This is a genomic window from Yoonia sp. I 8.24 (assembly GCF_022096995.1).
GTDB lineage: Bacteria > Pseudomonadota > Alphaproteobacteria > Rhodobacterales > Rhodobacteraceae > Yoonia.
In genome coordinates this window covers 209,288-223,792 of the sequence record NZ_JACXGQ010000005.1, presented here as the reverse complement: position 1 = coordinate 223,792, position 14,505 = coordinate 209,288, and the positions used below count along the sequence as shown (strand labels likewise).

Below are 14,505 nucleotides of genomic sequence, written 5' to 3'. Positions count from 1 at the left end.
TTCAACCCATTGTCTTATAACAATAAGTTACGTATTCATCGAATCGAAGAAGTCCGAATTTGTCTTCGTTTGCTTCAACTTCCCAATCAAGAACTCGATCGCATCTGTTGTTCCCATTGGGTTCAAGATTCGACGCAGCACATATGTCTTGGCCAAATCGCCCTTATCAACCAGCAACTCTTCCTTCCGGGTCCCGGATTTCAAGATATCCATTGCCGGGAAGACGCGTTTATCTGCAACTTTGCGATCCAACACGATCTCGGAGTTACCCGTCCCTTTGAATTCTTCAAAGATAACTTCATCCATCCGTGACCCGGTATCGATCAGCGCAGTCGCAATGATCGTCAGTGACCCACCTTCTTCGATATTCCGTGCAGCCCCAAAGAAACGCTTTGGACGTTGCAGCGCATTCGCGTCTACACCACCGGTCAAAACCTTGCCGGATGACGGTACGGTCGTGTTAAATGCCCGGCCTAATCGCGTAATAGAATCCAGCAGAATAACAACATCGCGCTTATGCTCGACCAAGCGTTTTGCCTTTTCAATAACCATCTCAGATACGGCAACGTGGCGCGTCGCGGGTTCATCAAATGTCGATGATACAACTTCACCCTTTACAGACCGCTGCATGTCGGTCACCTCTTCGGGGCGTTCATCGATCAACAAAACGATCAGATAGCATTCCGGGTGGTTCTTCTCGATGGAGTTTGCAATGTTCTGCAGCAGAACCGTCTTACCCGTCCGCGGTGGTGCCACGATTAGGGCACGTTGCCCTTTTCCGATTGGCGATACCAAATCAATAATCCGGGCAGATCGGTCTTTGATCGTCGGATCTTCGACCTCCATCTTCAACCGCTCTTCTGGATACAATGGCGTCAGGTTATCAAAGGCAACTTTGTGTTTCGCCTTTTCTGGCGCTTCAAAGTTGATTGCCTCAACGACTGTCAGCGCAAAGTAACGCTCGGTATCGTTTGGCTCTTTCATCACGCCCTCGACGGTATCGCCAGTGCGCAATGAATGTTTACGGATCATATCTGGTGATACGTAAATATCATCCGGGCCCGGCAGATAGTTTGCCTCTGGCGACCGCAAAAAACCAAAACCGTCTTGAAGAACTTCAAGAACACCATCTCCGCCAATCACCCATTCTTCGTCCGCGCGTTCTTTGAGAATGGCGAACATCATGTCGCCTTTGCGCATGGTGGACGCATTCTCAATCTCTAGCTCTTCAGCAAGCGACAACAGATCCTTGGGGCTTTGCGCCTTTAGGTCAGACAGGTTCAAACGGTGTAGTGACATGATAAAATCCAGCACTCACCCGTAGGCCAGTGTCATTCAGTTTTAGAAATGGAAAATGCTTTTCCCGGACGGGAAGCTGGAACCGATATAGGCAACTAGGCGCCCCAAGTCAACGCGCCGCTAAAACGGCCTTACGACGACCGACACCACGATAATCACCATCAGCACTGTCGGGACCTCATTAGCAAGCCTGTAAACCCGCCCAGAGCGCGTATTCACCCCAGCAACAAACTCTTTACGGCGCTTACTCAACCAGCCGTGAAACCCGCTCATAAGCAGCACAGCGATAATCTTCGACCATGACCAAACAGATCCCCAATCAAAAGCGCCCATCGACAACATGATCAACCCAGCTACCCATGTGACTATCATCGCAGGATTAATAATGACGCGTAGCAGTTTCTCTTCCATAATTTGAAACGTTTGATCCAAGTCTGATCCAACTTCTGCCCGTTCTGCGTGATAAACAAATAGGCGCGGTAGATAAAACATCCCCGCCATCCATGAAATCACGGCCATGATATGGATCGCTTTGATCCAATCATAATACGCACTTAGAAAATCGAGCATGTTATCGCCTCACTTTCGGTCAGTCACTCTTAATAAATATATAAAGAAAGAAAAGATGATGATGTTGTTAGTACAGCGAATTTCTGTGGTTTGTTTTTTCATCCGCAGACTTATCCCAAGGGAAAACAAGCAGAAAAATTTTGACTTAGAGGCAGATATTTCAAAAATAATTTATATTTATCAATATTTTATCAGCGATTTTTTGATTGCAGATAGGTGCCGACTTCATATTGACACTGACTTGAGAGACGATTCTTCCACAGGGTCGACTTATGCTTTCCCACGGTGGAAAAATCGGCATAACAGGTGGCACAACTCGTGACTTTCGCACAGGCTTATGGGTGGTGATCTTTATCCCTCTGACCGTCCGCAGGCTGACACATCGTTTTTCCAAAGGGTTATCCACATGACCACCCCGATTATTTTGGCTTCTGGTTCTGAAATTCGCGCGACCTTATTACGTAATGCGGCCGTGCCGTTCTCCGTCGCCAAAGCACGCATCGATGAAGATATGATCCGTCAGTCGCTGACCGCCGAAGAGGCGTCACCGCGAGATATTGCCGATACTCTCGCAGAACTCAAAGCACAGCGCGTTGCGGCGAAACATCCAGATGCACTTGTCATCGGTTGTGATCAAATTTTAGCGAAGGGTCGCACAATATTATCAAAACCCGAAACACCGGCTCGGGCGCTCGAACAACTGCAATCACTGCGCGGCGATAAACATCAATTGCTCTCAGCGGCGGTCATTTATGGCGAAGGCAAGCCGCTCTGGCGTCATGTTGGCACTGTTCGGCTGCAAATGCGTGACGCAAGCGACACATATTTGCAGGATTATGTCGATCGGAACTGGGAAAGCATCCGCCACAGTGTCGGAGCCTATAAGCTCGAAGAGGAAGGCGTGCGTTTGTTCACACGCATTGATGGGGATTATTTCAACGTGCTGGGGCTGCCACTTTTGGAACTACTATCATATCTGACATTGCGCGGGGATTTGCCCTCATGACTAATACGCCGCGCGCCTGCGTGATCGGCAACCCGATTTCACATTCTCTGTCTCCGAAATTGCACAGCTACTGGCTTGATCGGTATGGGATTGAAGGCGCCTATACTGCGTTGGAAGTCAGCGAACAGGATTTAGGAAAAACGCTACGAGAACTGCCCAATCAAGGGTTTGTTGGTATGAATGTCACGCTTCCACATAAGATTGCTGTGTTGGAATTCGCGGATAAAATCACGGACCGCGCAACGCTTATTGGCGCTGCAAATACGCTTACTTTCACTGAAGACGGGCGTATTTTCGCAGATAATACAGACGGTTACGGTTTCATTTCTAATTTGCGGCAGGGTGCCCCCGATTGGGACCCTAAATCTGGTTCCGCGATGATATTCGGCGCTGGGGGCGCTGCGCGCGCAATTATTGTAGCGCTTGCGGATGCCGGCGTTCCCGAAATTATCATCAGCAATCGCACCCGGGCCAAGGCGGAAGCGCTACGCGCTGATTTTGGCGCGCGGATTCGTGTCGTTGATTGGGTACGGGCTGACACGGCTCTGGCCGACGCGCATTTGCTGGTCAACACGACGTCGCTTGGTATGAAAGGCGCTGCAGATTTTAAGGTTTCGCTAGACGCATTGCGCCCTGAAACAGTTGTGACCGATATTGTTTATAACCCGCTACGGACCCCGTTTTTAAAAGCTGCCGAAGCCGTCGGCTGCACGGCGGTTGATGGGTTGGGTATGTTGTTGCACCAAGGCGTTCCTGGATTTGAACGCTGGTTTGGGCGGCGGCCCGAGGTCGATGAAGCAACCCGTCGGGCTGTTTTAGCGTGACACATTTATTGGGTTTGACCGGGTCGATTGGCATGGGCAAATCCGCGACCGCGCAAATGTTTCGCGATGCGGGCATTCCTGTCTGGGATGCTGATGCTACGGTTCATGAGCTATATGCAAATGGTGGTGCAGCCGTGGCGCCAATAGCCAGATTTTTGCCCGCAGCAATCGTTGATGGTGCGGTGTCACGCGACGTGTTAAAAACCGTGCTCGCGCAAGATCCGAAAGTACTTTTTCAACTCGAAGAGGTCGTGCATCCGCTTGTTGCAACAAGCCGCAAAAAGTTTATTGCAGATCACAATGACCCGCTCGTTGTGTTTGATATTCCACTGTTGTTTGAAACTGGCGCAGATGCATGGCTCGATTCCGTTTTGGTTGTGTCGGCCCCAACGGATGTTCAAAAGTCGCGGGTCATGGCACGACCGGGCATGACGGAAACGCAATTTGAAATGATCTGCGCGCGACAGATACCTGACGCTGAAAAACGTGACCGGGCCGATCACATAATCGAAACGCTGACGCTAGACGCGACCGCCCTTGCCGTGCAAAACCTGATTGCAAAGTTAAAAGGGCAAACCGATGCGCGAGATCGTACTTGATACTGAAACTACCGGGTTTGAACCCAACGACGGCGACCGTATCGTTGAAATAGGTGCGATTGAACTGATCGGTCACATGCCGACTGGCCGGACCTACCACGAATATATCAACCCTGAACGCAGAATGCCCGCCGACGCGTTCGCAATTCATGGGATTGGGCCTGATCTACTAGAACCCCCACAAGACCCGCAACCCGGCCAAGTCATCCTGCGCGATAAACCCGTGTTCAAAGATATCGCACAAAGCTTTGTCGATTTTGTCGGTGATGCGCGGATGGTCATTCACAATGCTGCATTTGATATGAAATTCCTGAACGCAGAGCTGGGCTGGCTCGGTCTTCCCCTTTTGCCGATGGATCAATCGTTGGATACTTTGGCAATTGCGCGGCGCAAATTCCCCGGATCGCCTGCGTCACTTGATGCGCTTTGTCGCCGTTTTAGCATCGACAACTCGTCGCGGACGTTGCACGGCGCGTTGCTTGACAGTGAAATTCTGGCGGAAGTGTACCTAGAACTGATCGGTGGCCGTCAGCCAGATTTTGCGCTTGCCTCTGATGGGCGTGCAAAAACAAATAGCAATCAATCCGAAGAATGGCGCCCATCGGCGCGGCCCCAGCCCTTGGCGTCTAAACGCACAGCCGAAGAAACCGCCGCCCATACTGCCTTTGTTGACAAATTGGGCGACGATGCTTTGTGGAAAAAGCTTAGTTAACTGTTTCTTTTGCTTTTTCAGCTTCGGCGCGGCGCGCCAATTCAGAACGGTAAAGTGAAACAAAATCAATTGTTTCAAGGTTCAGGGCTGGGAAACCACCGTCACGAGTGACGTCGCTGACGATGCGGCGCACGAATGGGAACGTGATGCGTGGGCATTCGATCAGCAAGTAAGGGTGCATTTGTGCTTCTGGCACGCCTTCAATTTGGAAAACGCCAGCATATTCAAGTTCAAGAACGAACAGCGGCTCACCTTTTTCTTTGGTTTTGCTTGTGATGTTCAGCTTTGTGATGACTTCGTACTGGTTGTCCGCAGAACGTTTGCGTGCATCAAGGTTTACTTGGACCTGAATTTCAGGCTGCGCGTCGCCAGAAACACCTTTTTGGGCAAGGATGTTTTCGAAAGACATATCGCGAATGTATTGCGCGATCACGCGGCTAGTGACTTGAGGGGCCTGCGCTGCGGCGGCACCGTTTTCAGGGGTATCAGACATTATAAACTGCTCCGGTTAAATTCTGTTGGCGTTTTCCTAACAGCCAATCTGGCAAGGCTCAATGCTGCGTCCAGCCAGATGGCGGATGTGTTGGCTTTTTATCCCCGGTTACATCCTGAAAATCGCCATCTATGACTTGATCTTGGGGGTGCTGCGGTCGCTGCTGCGTCCCACCAGCGCTAAATGTCGCGACCTTCACCTTTGAACGCCCCCAGACATAGGCGGCTTTGCGCACCTTTGGCACCAAAAGCGAAAGTCCAACAATATCAGTAAAAAACCCTGGCGTTAGCAAAAGAGCCCCAGAAAATAGGATCATCGCCCCATTGGCCAAAGGTTCGGACGGATCGTGCATCTCGGAAAACGATTGTTGCAGCTTTCCAAGTTCGCGTAACCCTTGTTGGCGTACCAGATATGAACCGGCAACCGCCGTTGTCAGGACGATCAAAAGTGTCCACCAAATCCCGATTATTCCGCCAACCTGAATAAACAGTGCGATTTCGATCATGGGGACCGCGATAAATGCCAGCAGTAGCCACATAGCAGGGCGCCTTTCTAAACTTGTTCCGGCCAAGGTGGACTTGGCCTTGTACAGCACCTACATAGGGTTGGACCGGGCAGTTTTCCATGCCCTACCTTGATTGAGGCCCTGATGAACTCTTTTGTTGAACTCTTGGTGCTTGCTGGCATCGCCGTTTTTTTGATCCTGCGTCTACGTGGCGTATTGGGAACGCGTGAAGGTTTTGAAAAACCTGTCGCGCGCAAACCGGAAGAGGACCGCCGTAAAAAACCTAATCTTGAGATTGTGCAGGACGGCCCAGATTGGGACATCAACGATCACGTAGCCGAAGGTAGTGATGCGGCGATCGCGCTGGCCGCGATGAAACGCGTTGATCCGTCGTTCAACGTATCGGAATTTCTAGGTGGCGCACGTGGCGCCTATGAAATGATCTTGATGGCGTTTGAAAAGGGCGACTTGAATGAAATCAAAGCCTTCATCTCAGATGAAGTCTATGAAGCATTCGCATTTGTTGTCGAAGATCGCAAAGCCAAAGGGTTGACTGTCGATGCCACATTCATTGGTGTCAGCGATATGTCACTGGTTGAGGCAGAATTTGATGATGCCACGAAAGAGGCGGAAATCTCAATGCGCTTTAAATCTGAAATGACATCAGTTGTGCGCGATATTGGCGGTGATATCGTCGAAGGTAGCGATAAAGAAGTGAAGCGTCAGAAAGATACTTGGACATTCTCGCGCGTCATGGACGCGGGTGATCCAAACTGGAAACTGGTCGCGACAGGCGAATAAGGTGCAGGCAGGCGATGGCCGGACTGACATATACGGAAAAATCGTTTGAGGATTTGAACGGATGGGCGGCTGATGATCATCAGGCCGCCCTTGATGTTTTTCTGCATAGCAATGCCGAGTGGACGGTAATTGCGGTTTCCGCTCCCTCGGCACGAGTTTTCTTTGAAGAACATTTTCAGCCCGTTTTGATTGAAGATGGTGCAGATATGGTTTTCACCGGGTATTTTGAGCCTGAGCTGATCGGTTCTCGCGAGAAAACGGAACAGTTCCAAATACCGGTGTATGCCTTGCCAAAGGATCCTAACGCATATTCACGGGGCCAAATCGATGCTGACGCGCCGCTTGCGGGCCAAGGATTAGAGATCGCTTGGCTATCCGACCCTGTTGATCTGTTCTTTTTGCAAGTGCAGGGATCTGGGCGGATTTGTTTGCCGGATGGGTCGATGATGCGCGTCGGCTTCGCTGGCAAAAACGGGCGGGATTATATCTCTATCGGTAAGATACTAATTGCCCGAGGCGTATCAAATGTGAACCCAGAAACCATTCGGACGTGGGTGCGCGAAAACGGTACGGCGGGGACTGCGCTTTTGTGGGAAAATGAAAGCTACGTGTTTTTCCGTGAAATTACCCAAGTGCCTGCTGATCAAGGCCCAATAGGTGCAATGGGAAAGTCAATTACAGCAGGCAGGTCCATTGCCGTCGATCCCAATATTACGCCGCTTGGGTCCCCAGTGTGGATTGAACGCGTTGGTATGGAACGGTTGATGGTTGCCCAAGATACCGGATCCGCGATCAAAGGTGCGCAGCGCGCAGATATATTCTTTGGCACAGGTGCAAAGGCCGGTGCATTGGCCGGACAGGTCAATGACGGGGGGCGGATGATAGCCCTAGTCCCACATATGGAAGCGCAGAAATTGATCGGGGGACTATCCTAATGCGTCGCCCCCGTAATCTGTCTGACGAAGAACGCGCACTTTGGGACCGGGTCGCTGAACGAGCGGTGCCGCTTGATCACAAAGCCCCGGCTGCGGAACCCAAACCATTCAAACCAAAGCCCAAACCGCGTGATATAGGCCCTTCGCCTGTACCGAACTTCAAGGTCGGACAAAAAGCAAACGCGCACCGCCCGCATGATATTTTGCCGAGTGTTACAGAGCGGTTGAACCGTGCGCCCGTGCATATGGATCATAAATCCTTTGGTAAAATGCGGCGCGGGAAATTGGTGCCAGAGGCGCGGATCGATTTGCATGGTATGACGATGAACGAAGCCCACCCCGAATTGGTGGCGTTTATTCTGGGATCACATGCGGTTGGTCGGCGTTTGGTTTTGGTGATTACGGGCAAAGGCAAAGACCGCGACGATGGCGGCCCCATTCCAACGCGCCAAGGCGTGCTGCGTCACCAAGTGCCGCAATGGCTTGCGCTTCCGCCTTTAAATCATGCCATTTTGCAGGTGACGCCAGCGCATTTGAAACACGGCGGGCATGGCGCCTATTACGTCTATCTACGGCGTGGCCGGTAGCCGAGCGGTCGCCGCGCGAAGCGCTGGGATCATGGCAACCGACCCGATCACGAATGTTGCTGAATAGAAAAGCAACTGCGTTTCAAATCCAACGCCTATATCGATCAACCACCCCGACATCCCCGGCCCAATTGCTGACCCCAGCACCATCAGCGCCACGGCCGCTGATTTGATCGATCCGATGTGGGCGGTGCCGAAATATGTGCTCCAGACTGATCCGGGCAATGTCGCCTGCCCGCCACCCGCAAGCCCCATCAAGATCACGCCAAAGGCCGTCCAAGCAATTGTTGGTGCAAAGGCGTGGATGATGAAGGCCGCAGAATATGGCAGCAGGTAAATGGGTAGCAACCGCCCGGCCCCAAATTTGTCCACGGCCCAACCAAACAAGAATGTGGACCCCATGAAGGTGAACGTTCCAAATGGAAAGACAGCGACAAGGTTCAAGTGTTCCCACCCTTTAATCTCGGCAAAGTGGACTTGGTGAAACCAAAACGTCGTGGCGAACATTGGAAATAAGGCCATCGTCGGTGCCAAAGTCCAGAATAGCGGATGACGTAGGGCTTGCGCGCGGGTCCAATGTTTATCGTCCATCCCAGCGGAGTTGTCCGCTTTTGTGGTTGCTTGGGGTGTGCGTTCTAGCTTCAGCAATCGCCATATCACAGGGATCATGACTAGAATGAAGCCCGCAAACCCCACCCAAATGATGCGCCATGGAAGATATGATTTAAGCCAAACGCTTGAAAGTGGAAGAATTGCCTCGGCGGTGACAAATCCTACCGTAGAAATTGCCAATGCGCGGCCACGTGTTGCGATGAACCAGCGCGAAATCGAGACAATGGAAATTGTGCTGGTCATACCTTGGCCAAAAAACCTGAGGCAAAATATGATGATGAATAGCCCGATGACATGGGTGTTTAGCGCCATCGCAAGACATGAAAGTGCCAGACACGCCAGAACAACCACGCTGATGGACCGCGCCCGAAACCGGTCTGTGAGCCCGCCAGCAAAGATCATGACGCCTGCCGACACCATCGTGGCGACCATATAGATCAGCCCCCAATCACCGTTTGATAACCCGTATTCCGTGCGGATTTCTCCGGCGAAGGCCGCAATCAGAAAGGTTTGCCCGAAACTTGATAGAAAAGACAAAAGCGCCCCAACCGCGAGATAGGGCGCATTGTCACGGATAAACCGGATATAGGGGGCGAATGATGTCATGTGCCTTTGGTGATCGTGCATCGCGCAAAAGGGAAGCCCCAATCGCGCGATGCCGTAAAATCACAAGACGTAGCGGCTCACATCCGTTGAACGCGAAAGTGCACCAAGGTGTTCTTCGACAAACGCCGCATTCACGGTGATCTCATCGCCGCTGCGGTCAGGCGCGTTGAAAGACAGGTCCTCAAATACCCGTTCCATCACAGTGTAAAGCCGACGTGCGCCAATGTTTTCAACGGATTCGTTTACTTCGGCAGCGATTTTCGCCAGCGCCGCGATCCCATCGGGAGCGAACGTCACGGTGACCTCTTCGGTCTTCATCAACGCGGTGTATTGCAGCGTTAGCGCGTTGTCTGTTTCGGTTAGGATGCGGACAAAATCGCCTTCGGTCAGCGCTTGCAATTCAACGCGGATGGGCAAGCGGCCTTGAAGTTCGGGCAGCAGATCCGAAGGTTTGGCGACATGGAATGCGCCGGATGCGATGAATAGAATATGGTCTGTCTTGATCGGCCCGTGTTTAGTGGAAACCGTTGTGCCTTCGATCAGGGGCAGCAGATCGCGCTGCACACCCTCACGGGAAACATCGCCGCCGCGGGCGTCCGATTTCGCGCAAACTTTGTCGATTTCATCCAAAAAAACGATGCCGTTTTGTTCAACCGCTTCTAGAGCGGCTTTGGTGACGGTTTCGTCGTCCAGCAGTTTGTCGGCCTCATCCGCGATCAGGGCTTCATAGCTTTCGGCGACAGTCATCTGTTTCTTAACGGTGCGGCCACCGCCCATTTTTCCGAACAATTCACCAAGGTTCATCATCCCGCCCATGCCACCGGGCTGACCGGGGATTTCAAAGCCGCCCATCGGGTTGGATGTATCGGCCAGTTCAAGCTCGATGACGGTGTTATCAAGTTCACCTGCCTTAAGCTTCCGACGAAACATGTCGCGCGTGGCGTCACGGGCATCTGTGCCAGCAACAGCTGAAATCACGCGGTCTTCGGCGGCTTGTTGGGCTTTGGCTTTGACGTCCTCGCGCATGTGCTCGCGGGTGTCTAAGATGGCTGTGTCAACCAAATCGCGGATAATCTGTTCAACATCGCGGCCGACATAACCAACTTCGGTGAATTTGGTGGCCTCAACCTTAATAAACGGCGCACGCGCGAGTTTCGCTAAACGACGGCTAATTTCGGTTTTCCCAACACCAGTGGGCCCAATCATCAGGATATTCTTGGGGTAAACTTCGTCACGCAGATCATCGCCTAATTGTTTACGCCGCCAACGGTTGCGCAGCGCTACAGCCACGGCGCGCTTGGCGTCGCTTTGACCAATAATAAACCGGTCAAGTTCGGATACGATTTCGCGGGGGGTCAGGTCTGTCATGTCAGTCCTTAAGCATGAGATGGAGGTAGACGATGCAGCGGGATAAACCCGGGCATCAGTTTAAGCACACGGGCGCGGATCCGTTCCCAGAACGCACCAAGCAATAGCAGCACAATTCCTAGGATCAGAACCGTCAAGGCGGCCCCGTCCCCATCAAGGATTGTGGCGGCCAGCGCAACGATATAGCCAATTGCGGCAATCAAGAATGACCGTCGATCAATGACAATGGCGACAATTGCAAACAGCGCAAGGAATGCAAGAAGCACAAGGTTTGCACCCGACGTATCGCGGTCCAACAGTGAAAGCGCGACAGTGTTTACCAGCGCGGGCGCTGCAACAACATGCAGCCAAAACCCATTGGCGCTTCGCCGGGTGACGCGGTGCGGGTCGCTCATGTCGAATATCATCGCGACGGCAAAGACCAGTAGCCCCAAGACCAAGGTGATCCATGCAAACGGTCCGCCTGCGGACAAAAGGAAGAAATCGCTGATGTCATTCACCTGCCCACCACGGCTGGCTGCATAGACAATCGCCACGATAAACAAGCCAACGGCAATCATTGCCATCGCAAAGGGCACGCGGAAACGCCACCAGTAGATAAATAGCGCAAGCGTCGCGATAAACAGCGGCAGGGGCACGCTAGAATAATCATTCTGCGCGATCATAAAGGGTTCAGTCATCACGGCGATGAAACCAAAAGCCGCGTTTGACGCAAACATAACCGATAGCGCGATTGCAGGGGCAACCATGCGCCGTTTGCGCACAAAATATTCAGACAGCAACCACAAAAGCCCCGCGCCAATGAGCGCAACAACTGCAGCGTATTCCTGAAGGTCAACGATACTGTCACCAAGCGCAAGCGAGACAACACCCATCCATCCAACCGATAGGATCAGCATCCCGATCACAATGAAGATTTCGTTGAAACCTTTGAACAGCTCAAACGGTTCATCACCGGGATCAAGATTTTCACGCGCGCCACGTCGGCTATCGGCCAAAGTAATCAAACCAGCGGCCTGTCGTTCGTCGATTAACCCGCTTGCGACGGCGGCACGGATATCATTGCGTTCGATCATTGGTGTTCCTCTGGCTCGCCCTTACCTAAGCGCTGTGATGGATAACGCCAAGTGCGCTGTGTTTCTTTTGCCGTAAATTGCAACGCTTCACAAACGCGTGGGGGTGATTGTTTGAAAACCAGCCCACTGTACGATCAACCAAATATGAAGGGGAGAGTTTAAATGAACAGACGTAGCTTTATCGCCGTTTTACTTGGGGCCACCGCAGCGCCTGCTTTTGCGGGTGGTCATGGCCGTTTGGGCACATGGGAAGGGATCAACGGGCATACGGTCACGGGTACAGCCGAGATTGCGGGTAGTTCCGTGAACCTTCTTTCTGATTTTGTCTTTGATGGCGCGCCTGATCCTAAAATCGCGCTGGGCAAGGATGGCGTGTTTGACCCGGCAACGATCATGGGGCCGCTTGAAAACTTTGCTGGCGCGTCGCAATTCACGGCACCAGAAGGCATCAATACCGCAGATTACAACGAAGTTTGGGTTTGGTGCGAAGAATTCAGCGTTGGCTTAGCAATCGCGCCCATCGGTTAACCGATAGATTCAACAGTCAATTTGCCGTTGGTATAAACACAAATATCAGCGGCAATTGCCATCGCTTTGCGGGCGACCTCTTCGGCGTCTAGTTCGGTATCCATCATCGCGCGTCCAGCGGCCAAGGCAAAATTTCCGCCTGATCCGATTGCCGCGATGTCGTGCTCTGGTTCTAGAACATCGCCCGCACCTGTAATTACAAACAGATCTTTGCCATCGGTCACGATCAACATTGCCTCTAGTTTCTGTAGATACTTATCGGTGCGCCAATCCTTGGCCAAATCGACGCTCGCACGGGCCAATTGTCCGGGGGTCGCTTCGAGCTTCTTCTCAAGCCGTTCCAGCAAGGTAAAGGCATCAGCGGTGGAGCCTGCAAAACCAGCAATTACATCTTGGCCACCGGGAGACAGGCGGCGCACCTTGCGCGCGGTGCCTTTAATTACAGTCTGACCAAGGCTGACCTGCCCGTCGCCCGCGATTACAACTTTGCCATTCTTGCGCACGCCAATAATTGTGGTGCCGTGCCAACCGGGGAATTCTTCGCGGGTCATAATCGTCTCCTTGCGGGTTGGGTCTTATATGGCGAGGAGCGCGCAGGCAAACAACCCCAACGTCTTGCCGAGATGGTGCCGCACTTGTAGCCTTGGCAGCATGAGCGCTGAAAACACTGTCACATTCTATTTGAACGCAAAGATGCGCCGGCAAGCCGAGAGCGGCAACCAGAACTTTATCGGCCAAATGAGTGCAGTTCTTAGGGCAGCGGGTTTTGATCTCGCTTATGATCACAACGACGAATTGGGGCGGTTGCAAGCGATGTCGCGACCGGGACGCAGCTTGTTCTTAATGGATGATCCGGTCGACACGCGTGGTTTAACGCTGCGCAAAACTTACGTTGGGCCCTTTTGGCATATTGAAAAGCAAAGCAAACGTTGGGATTGGCCCGTCGCGCGCACCGAATTTGACGGCTCTCAGGTGGATCCACAAAGGGCGCAGAGGTTTTACCGGCGTTGGCGCAGCAAACTATTTTGGGGAGAACCAAAGCGGGGTGGGTTTGTGTTTATGCCGCTTCAAGGGCGGCTCTCCACCCGGCGTTCGTTTCAGTTTTGCAGTCCTATCGACATGATCAAAGCCACCTTGCAGCATGAACCAAAGCGCGAAATCATCGCGACGCTGCACCCGTCAGAAACCTATAGCGACAGTGAAATGGACGCGCTGACAAAGCTGACTGAAACTTATGATCAGCTTTCAGTGCAAACAGACAAAATGGATGCGCTGCTGCGGGATTGCGATTACGTCGTTACCCAAAATTCGAGCCTTGGGTTTCACGGCTATTTTCTTGAAAAGCCACTGATCCTATTTGGCAAAACTGATTTTCATCATATCGCGTTGAATGTGGATCAAATGGGCGTTGCAAATGCCTTTGCCGCGCGCGCTGGGCATGCGCCTGATTACGCTGCCTATCTCTATTGGTTTTTACAAAAACAAGCGATCAACGCGGGCCGCCCTGAGACGCAAACGATCATTCGTGAAGCGCTTCTTCGGCATGGCTGGCCCGTTTGAAACGAAAAAGGGCGCCACGATGGGCGCCCGATATTAAATATTTTTTTATGCTTAGATGGATTCGTCGATCCAGCCTTGCAGGGCCGCTTTGGGTGCTGCGCCTGTTTTGTTTGAAACGACTTCGCCGCCTTTAAACATGAACAGTGCTGGAATACCGCGTACGCCCATTTGTGAGGGTGAATTGGGGTTTTCGTCGACGTTGACTTTGACGATTTTGACCTTGCCGTCATATTCGGCAGACAGTTCTTCAAGCGCTGGGCCGATTTGTTTACATGGGCCACACCATTCTGCCCAGAAGTCTACGACAACGGGGATATCTGATTTAAGGACTTCGGCATCAAAGGTTGCGTCGGTTACTGCTACGGTTGCCATTGGGCTGCTCCTTGGCGAATATCATTGGAAGCTGAACCTATGTACCCAATCT

Annotated in this window: 18 protein-coding genes; 9 read left to right on the top strand and 9 right to left on the bottom strand. The window is 52.2% G+C overall.

Annotated features, from left to right (window positions below):
- Positions 1 to 27: 27 nt before the first annotated feature.
- The gene (gene rho / locus Yoon_RS11880; protein WP_113778413.1) at positions 28 to 1,299 is read right to left on the bottom strand and encodes a transcription termination factor Rho; all 1,272 of its coding nucleotides are present in this window, start codon (positions 1,297 to 1,299) and stop codon (positions 28 to 30) included.
- Between the two features lie 120 nt (positions 1,300 to 1,419).
- A complete protein-coding gene (gene hemJ, locus Yoon_RS11875; protein WP_238112454.1) occupies positions 1,420 to 1,869 on the bottom strand; it encodes a protoporphyrinogen oxidase HemJ in 450 nt (149 codons plus the stop codon).
- Between the two features lie 406 nt (positions 1,870 to 2,275).
- Between hemJ and Yoon_RS11870 the strand changes: the two genes are divergently transcribed.
- Genes Yoon_RS11870 through dnaQ form a run of 4 tightly spaced genes read left to right on the top strand, consistent with a single transcriptional unit; the run spans position 2,276 to position 5,010 of the window.
- The gene (locus tag Yoon_RS11870) at positions 2,276 to 2,875 is read left to right on the top strand and encodes a nucleoside triphosphate pyrophosphatase (protein ID WP_238112452.1); all 600 of its coding nucleotides are present in this window, start codon (positions 2,276 to 2,278) and stop codon (positions 2,873 to 2,875) included.
- Positions 2,872 to 3,699, top strand: a complete 828-nt coding sequence (locus Yoon_RS11865) for a shikimate dehydrogenase (protein ID WP_238112450.1) — start codon at positions 2,872 to 2,874, stop codon at positions 3,697 to 3,699. The genes Yoon_RS11870 and Yoon_RS11865 overlap by 4 nt, the downstream gene beginning before the upstream one ends.
- Positions 3,696 to 4,298: a dephospho-CoA kinase gene (coaE, locus tag Yoon_RS11860; protein ID WP_238112449.1), complete on the top strand. Its 603-nt coding sequence runs from the start codon at positions 3,696 to 3,698 to the stop codon at positions 4,296 to 4,298. Before Yoon_RS11865 ends, coaE begins: the two co-directional genes overlap by 4 nt.
- Positions 4,279 to 5,010 carry a DNA polymerase III subunit epsilon gene (gene dnaQ / locus Yoon_RS11855; RefSeq protein WP_238112448.1) on the top strand — a complete coding sequence of 244 codons (732 nt, stop codon included), beginning with the start codon at positions 4,279 to 4,281 and terminating at the stop codon, positions 5,008 to 5,010. Before coaE ends, dnaQ begins: the two co-directional genes overlap by 20 nt.
- Here dnaQ and secB read toward each other — a convergent pair.
- Positions 5,003 to 5,503: a protein-export chaperone SecB gene (gene secB, locus Yoon_RS11850; RefSeq protein ID WP_238112447.1), complete on the bottom strand. Its 501-nt coding sequence runs from the start codon at positions 5,501 to 5,503 to the stop codon at positions 5,003 to 5,005. The genes dnaQ and secB overlap by 8 nt on opposite strands.
- A 58-nt stretch (positions 5,504 to 5,561) precedes the next feature.
- Positions 5,562 to 6,041, bottom strand: a complete 480-nt coding sequence (locus Yoon_RS11845) for an FxsA family protein (protein WP_238112446.1) — start codon at positions 6,039 to 6,041, stop codon at positions 5,562 to 5,564.
- Positions 6,042 to 6,152: 111 nt separating this feature from the next.
- Here Yoon_RS11845 and Yoon_RS11840 point away from each other — a divergent pair, with 111 nt between their 5' ends.
- Genes Yoon_RS11840 through Yoon_RS11830 form a run of 3 tightly spaced genes read left to right on the top strand, consistent with a single transcriptional unit; the run spans position 6,153 to position 8,331 of the window.
- Positions 6,153 to 6,809, top strand: a complete 657-nt coding sequence (locus Yoon_RS11840) for a Tim44/TimA family putative adaptor protein (protein WP_238112445.1) — start codon at positions 6,153 to 6,155, stop codon at positions 6,807 to 6,809.
- A 14-nt stretch (positions 6,810 to 6,823) separates the two neighbouring features.
- Positions 6,824 to 7,744 carry a murein transglycosylase A gene (locus Yoon_RS11835; protein WP_238112444.1) on the top strand — a complete coding sequence of 307 codons (921 nt, stop codon included), beginning with the start codon at positions 6,824 to 6,826 and terminating at the stop codon, positions 7,742 to 7,744.
- Complete coding sequence (locus tag Yoon_RS11830; protein ID WP_238112443.1) at positions 7,744 to 8,331, top strand: Smr/MutS family protein; 588 nt, start codon at positions 7,744 to 7,746, stop codon at positions 8,329 to 8,331. The genes Yoon_RS11835 and Yoon_RS11830 overlap by 1 nt, the downstream gene beginning before the upstream one ends.
- Here the strand turns inward: Yoon_RS11830 and Yoon_RS11825 are convergent.
- Genes Yoon_RS11825 through Yoon_RS11815 form a run of 3 tightly spaced genes read right to left on the bottom strand, consistent with a single transcriptional unit; the run spans position 8,314 to position 11,993 of the window.
- Positions 8,314 to 9,549, bottom strand: coding sequence for an MFS transporter (locus Yoon_RS11825; RefSeq protein WP_238112442.1), 1,236 nt, complete (start codon positions 9,547 to 9,549; stop codon positions 8,314 to 8,316). The two genes, Yoon_RS11830 and Yoon_RS11825, sit on opposite strands and share 18 nt — an antisense overlap.
- Positions 9,550 to 9,609: 60 nt before the next feature.
- The gene (gene hslU / locus Yoon_RS11820; RefSeq protein ID WP_238112440.1) at positions 9,610 to 10,917 is read right to left on the bottom strand and encodes an ATP-dependent protease ATPase subunit HslU; all 1,308 of its coding nucleotides are present in this window, start codon (positions 10,915 to 10,917) and stop codon (positions 9,610 to 9,612) included.
- Between the two features lie 8 nt (positions 10,918 to 10,925).
- Positions 10,926 to 11,993 (bottom strand): hypothetical protein, encoded by a 1,068-nt coding sequence (locus Yoon_RS11815; RefSeq protein WP_238112439.1) that lies wholly within the window; start codon positions 11,991 to 11,993, stop codon positions 10,926 to 10,928.
- Positions 11,994 to 12,155: 162 nt separating this feature from the next.
- Here Yoon_RS11815 and Yoon_RS11810 point away from each other — a divergent pair, with 162 nt between their 5' ends.
- The gene (locus Yoon_RS11810) at positions 12,156 to 12,521 is read left to right on the top strand and encodes a DM13 domain-containing protein (protein ID WP_238112438.1); all 366 of its coding nucleotides are present in this window, start codon (positions 12,156 to 12,158) and stop codon (positions 12,519 to 12,521) included.
- Here the strand turns inward: Yoon_RS11810 and hslV are convergent.
- Positions 12,518 to 13,072 carry an ATP-dependent protease subunit HslV gene (hslV, locus tag Yoon_RS11805; RefSeq protein ID WP_238112437.1) on the bottom strand — a complete coding sequence of 185 codons (555 nt, stop codon included), beginning with the start codon at positions 13,070 to 13,072 and terminating at the stop codon, positions 12,518 to 12,520. The genes Yoon_RS11810 and hslV overlap by 4 nt on opposite strands.
- A 100-nt stretch (positions 13,073 to 13,172) precedes the next feature.
- On the opposite strand from hslV, the gene Yoon_RS11800 reads away from it, so the two are divergent.
- Positions 13,173 to 14,081: a capsular biosynthesis protein gene (locus Yoon_RS11800; protein ID WP_238112436.1), complete on the top strand. Its 909-nt coding sequence runs from the start codon at positions 13,173 to 13,175 to the stop codon at positions 14,079 to 14,081.
- 51 nt (positions 14,082 to 14,132) lie between these two features.
- Here Yoon_RS11800 and trxA read toward each other — a convergent pair whose 3' ends face one another.
- Positions 14,133 to 14,453: a thioredoxin gene (trxA, locus tag Yoon_RS11795; protein ID WP_238112435.1), complete on the bottom strand. Its 321-nt coding sequence runs from the start codon at positions 14,451 to 14,453 to the stop codon at positions 14,133 to 14,135.
- Positions 14,454 to 14,505: the final 52 nt, after the last annotated feature.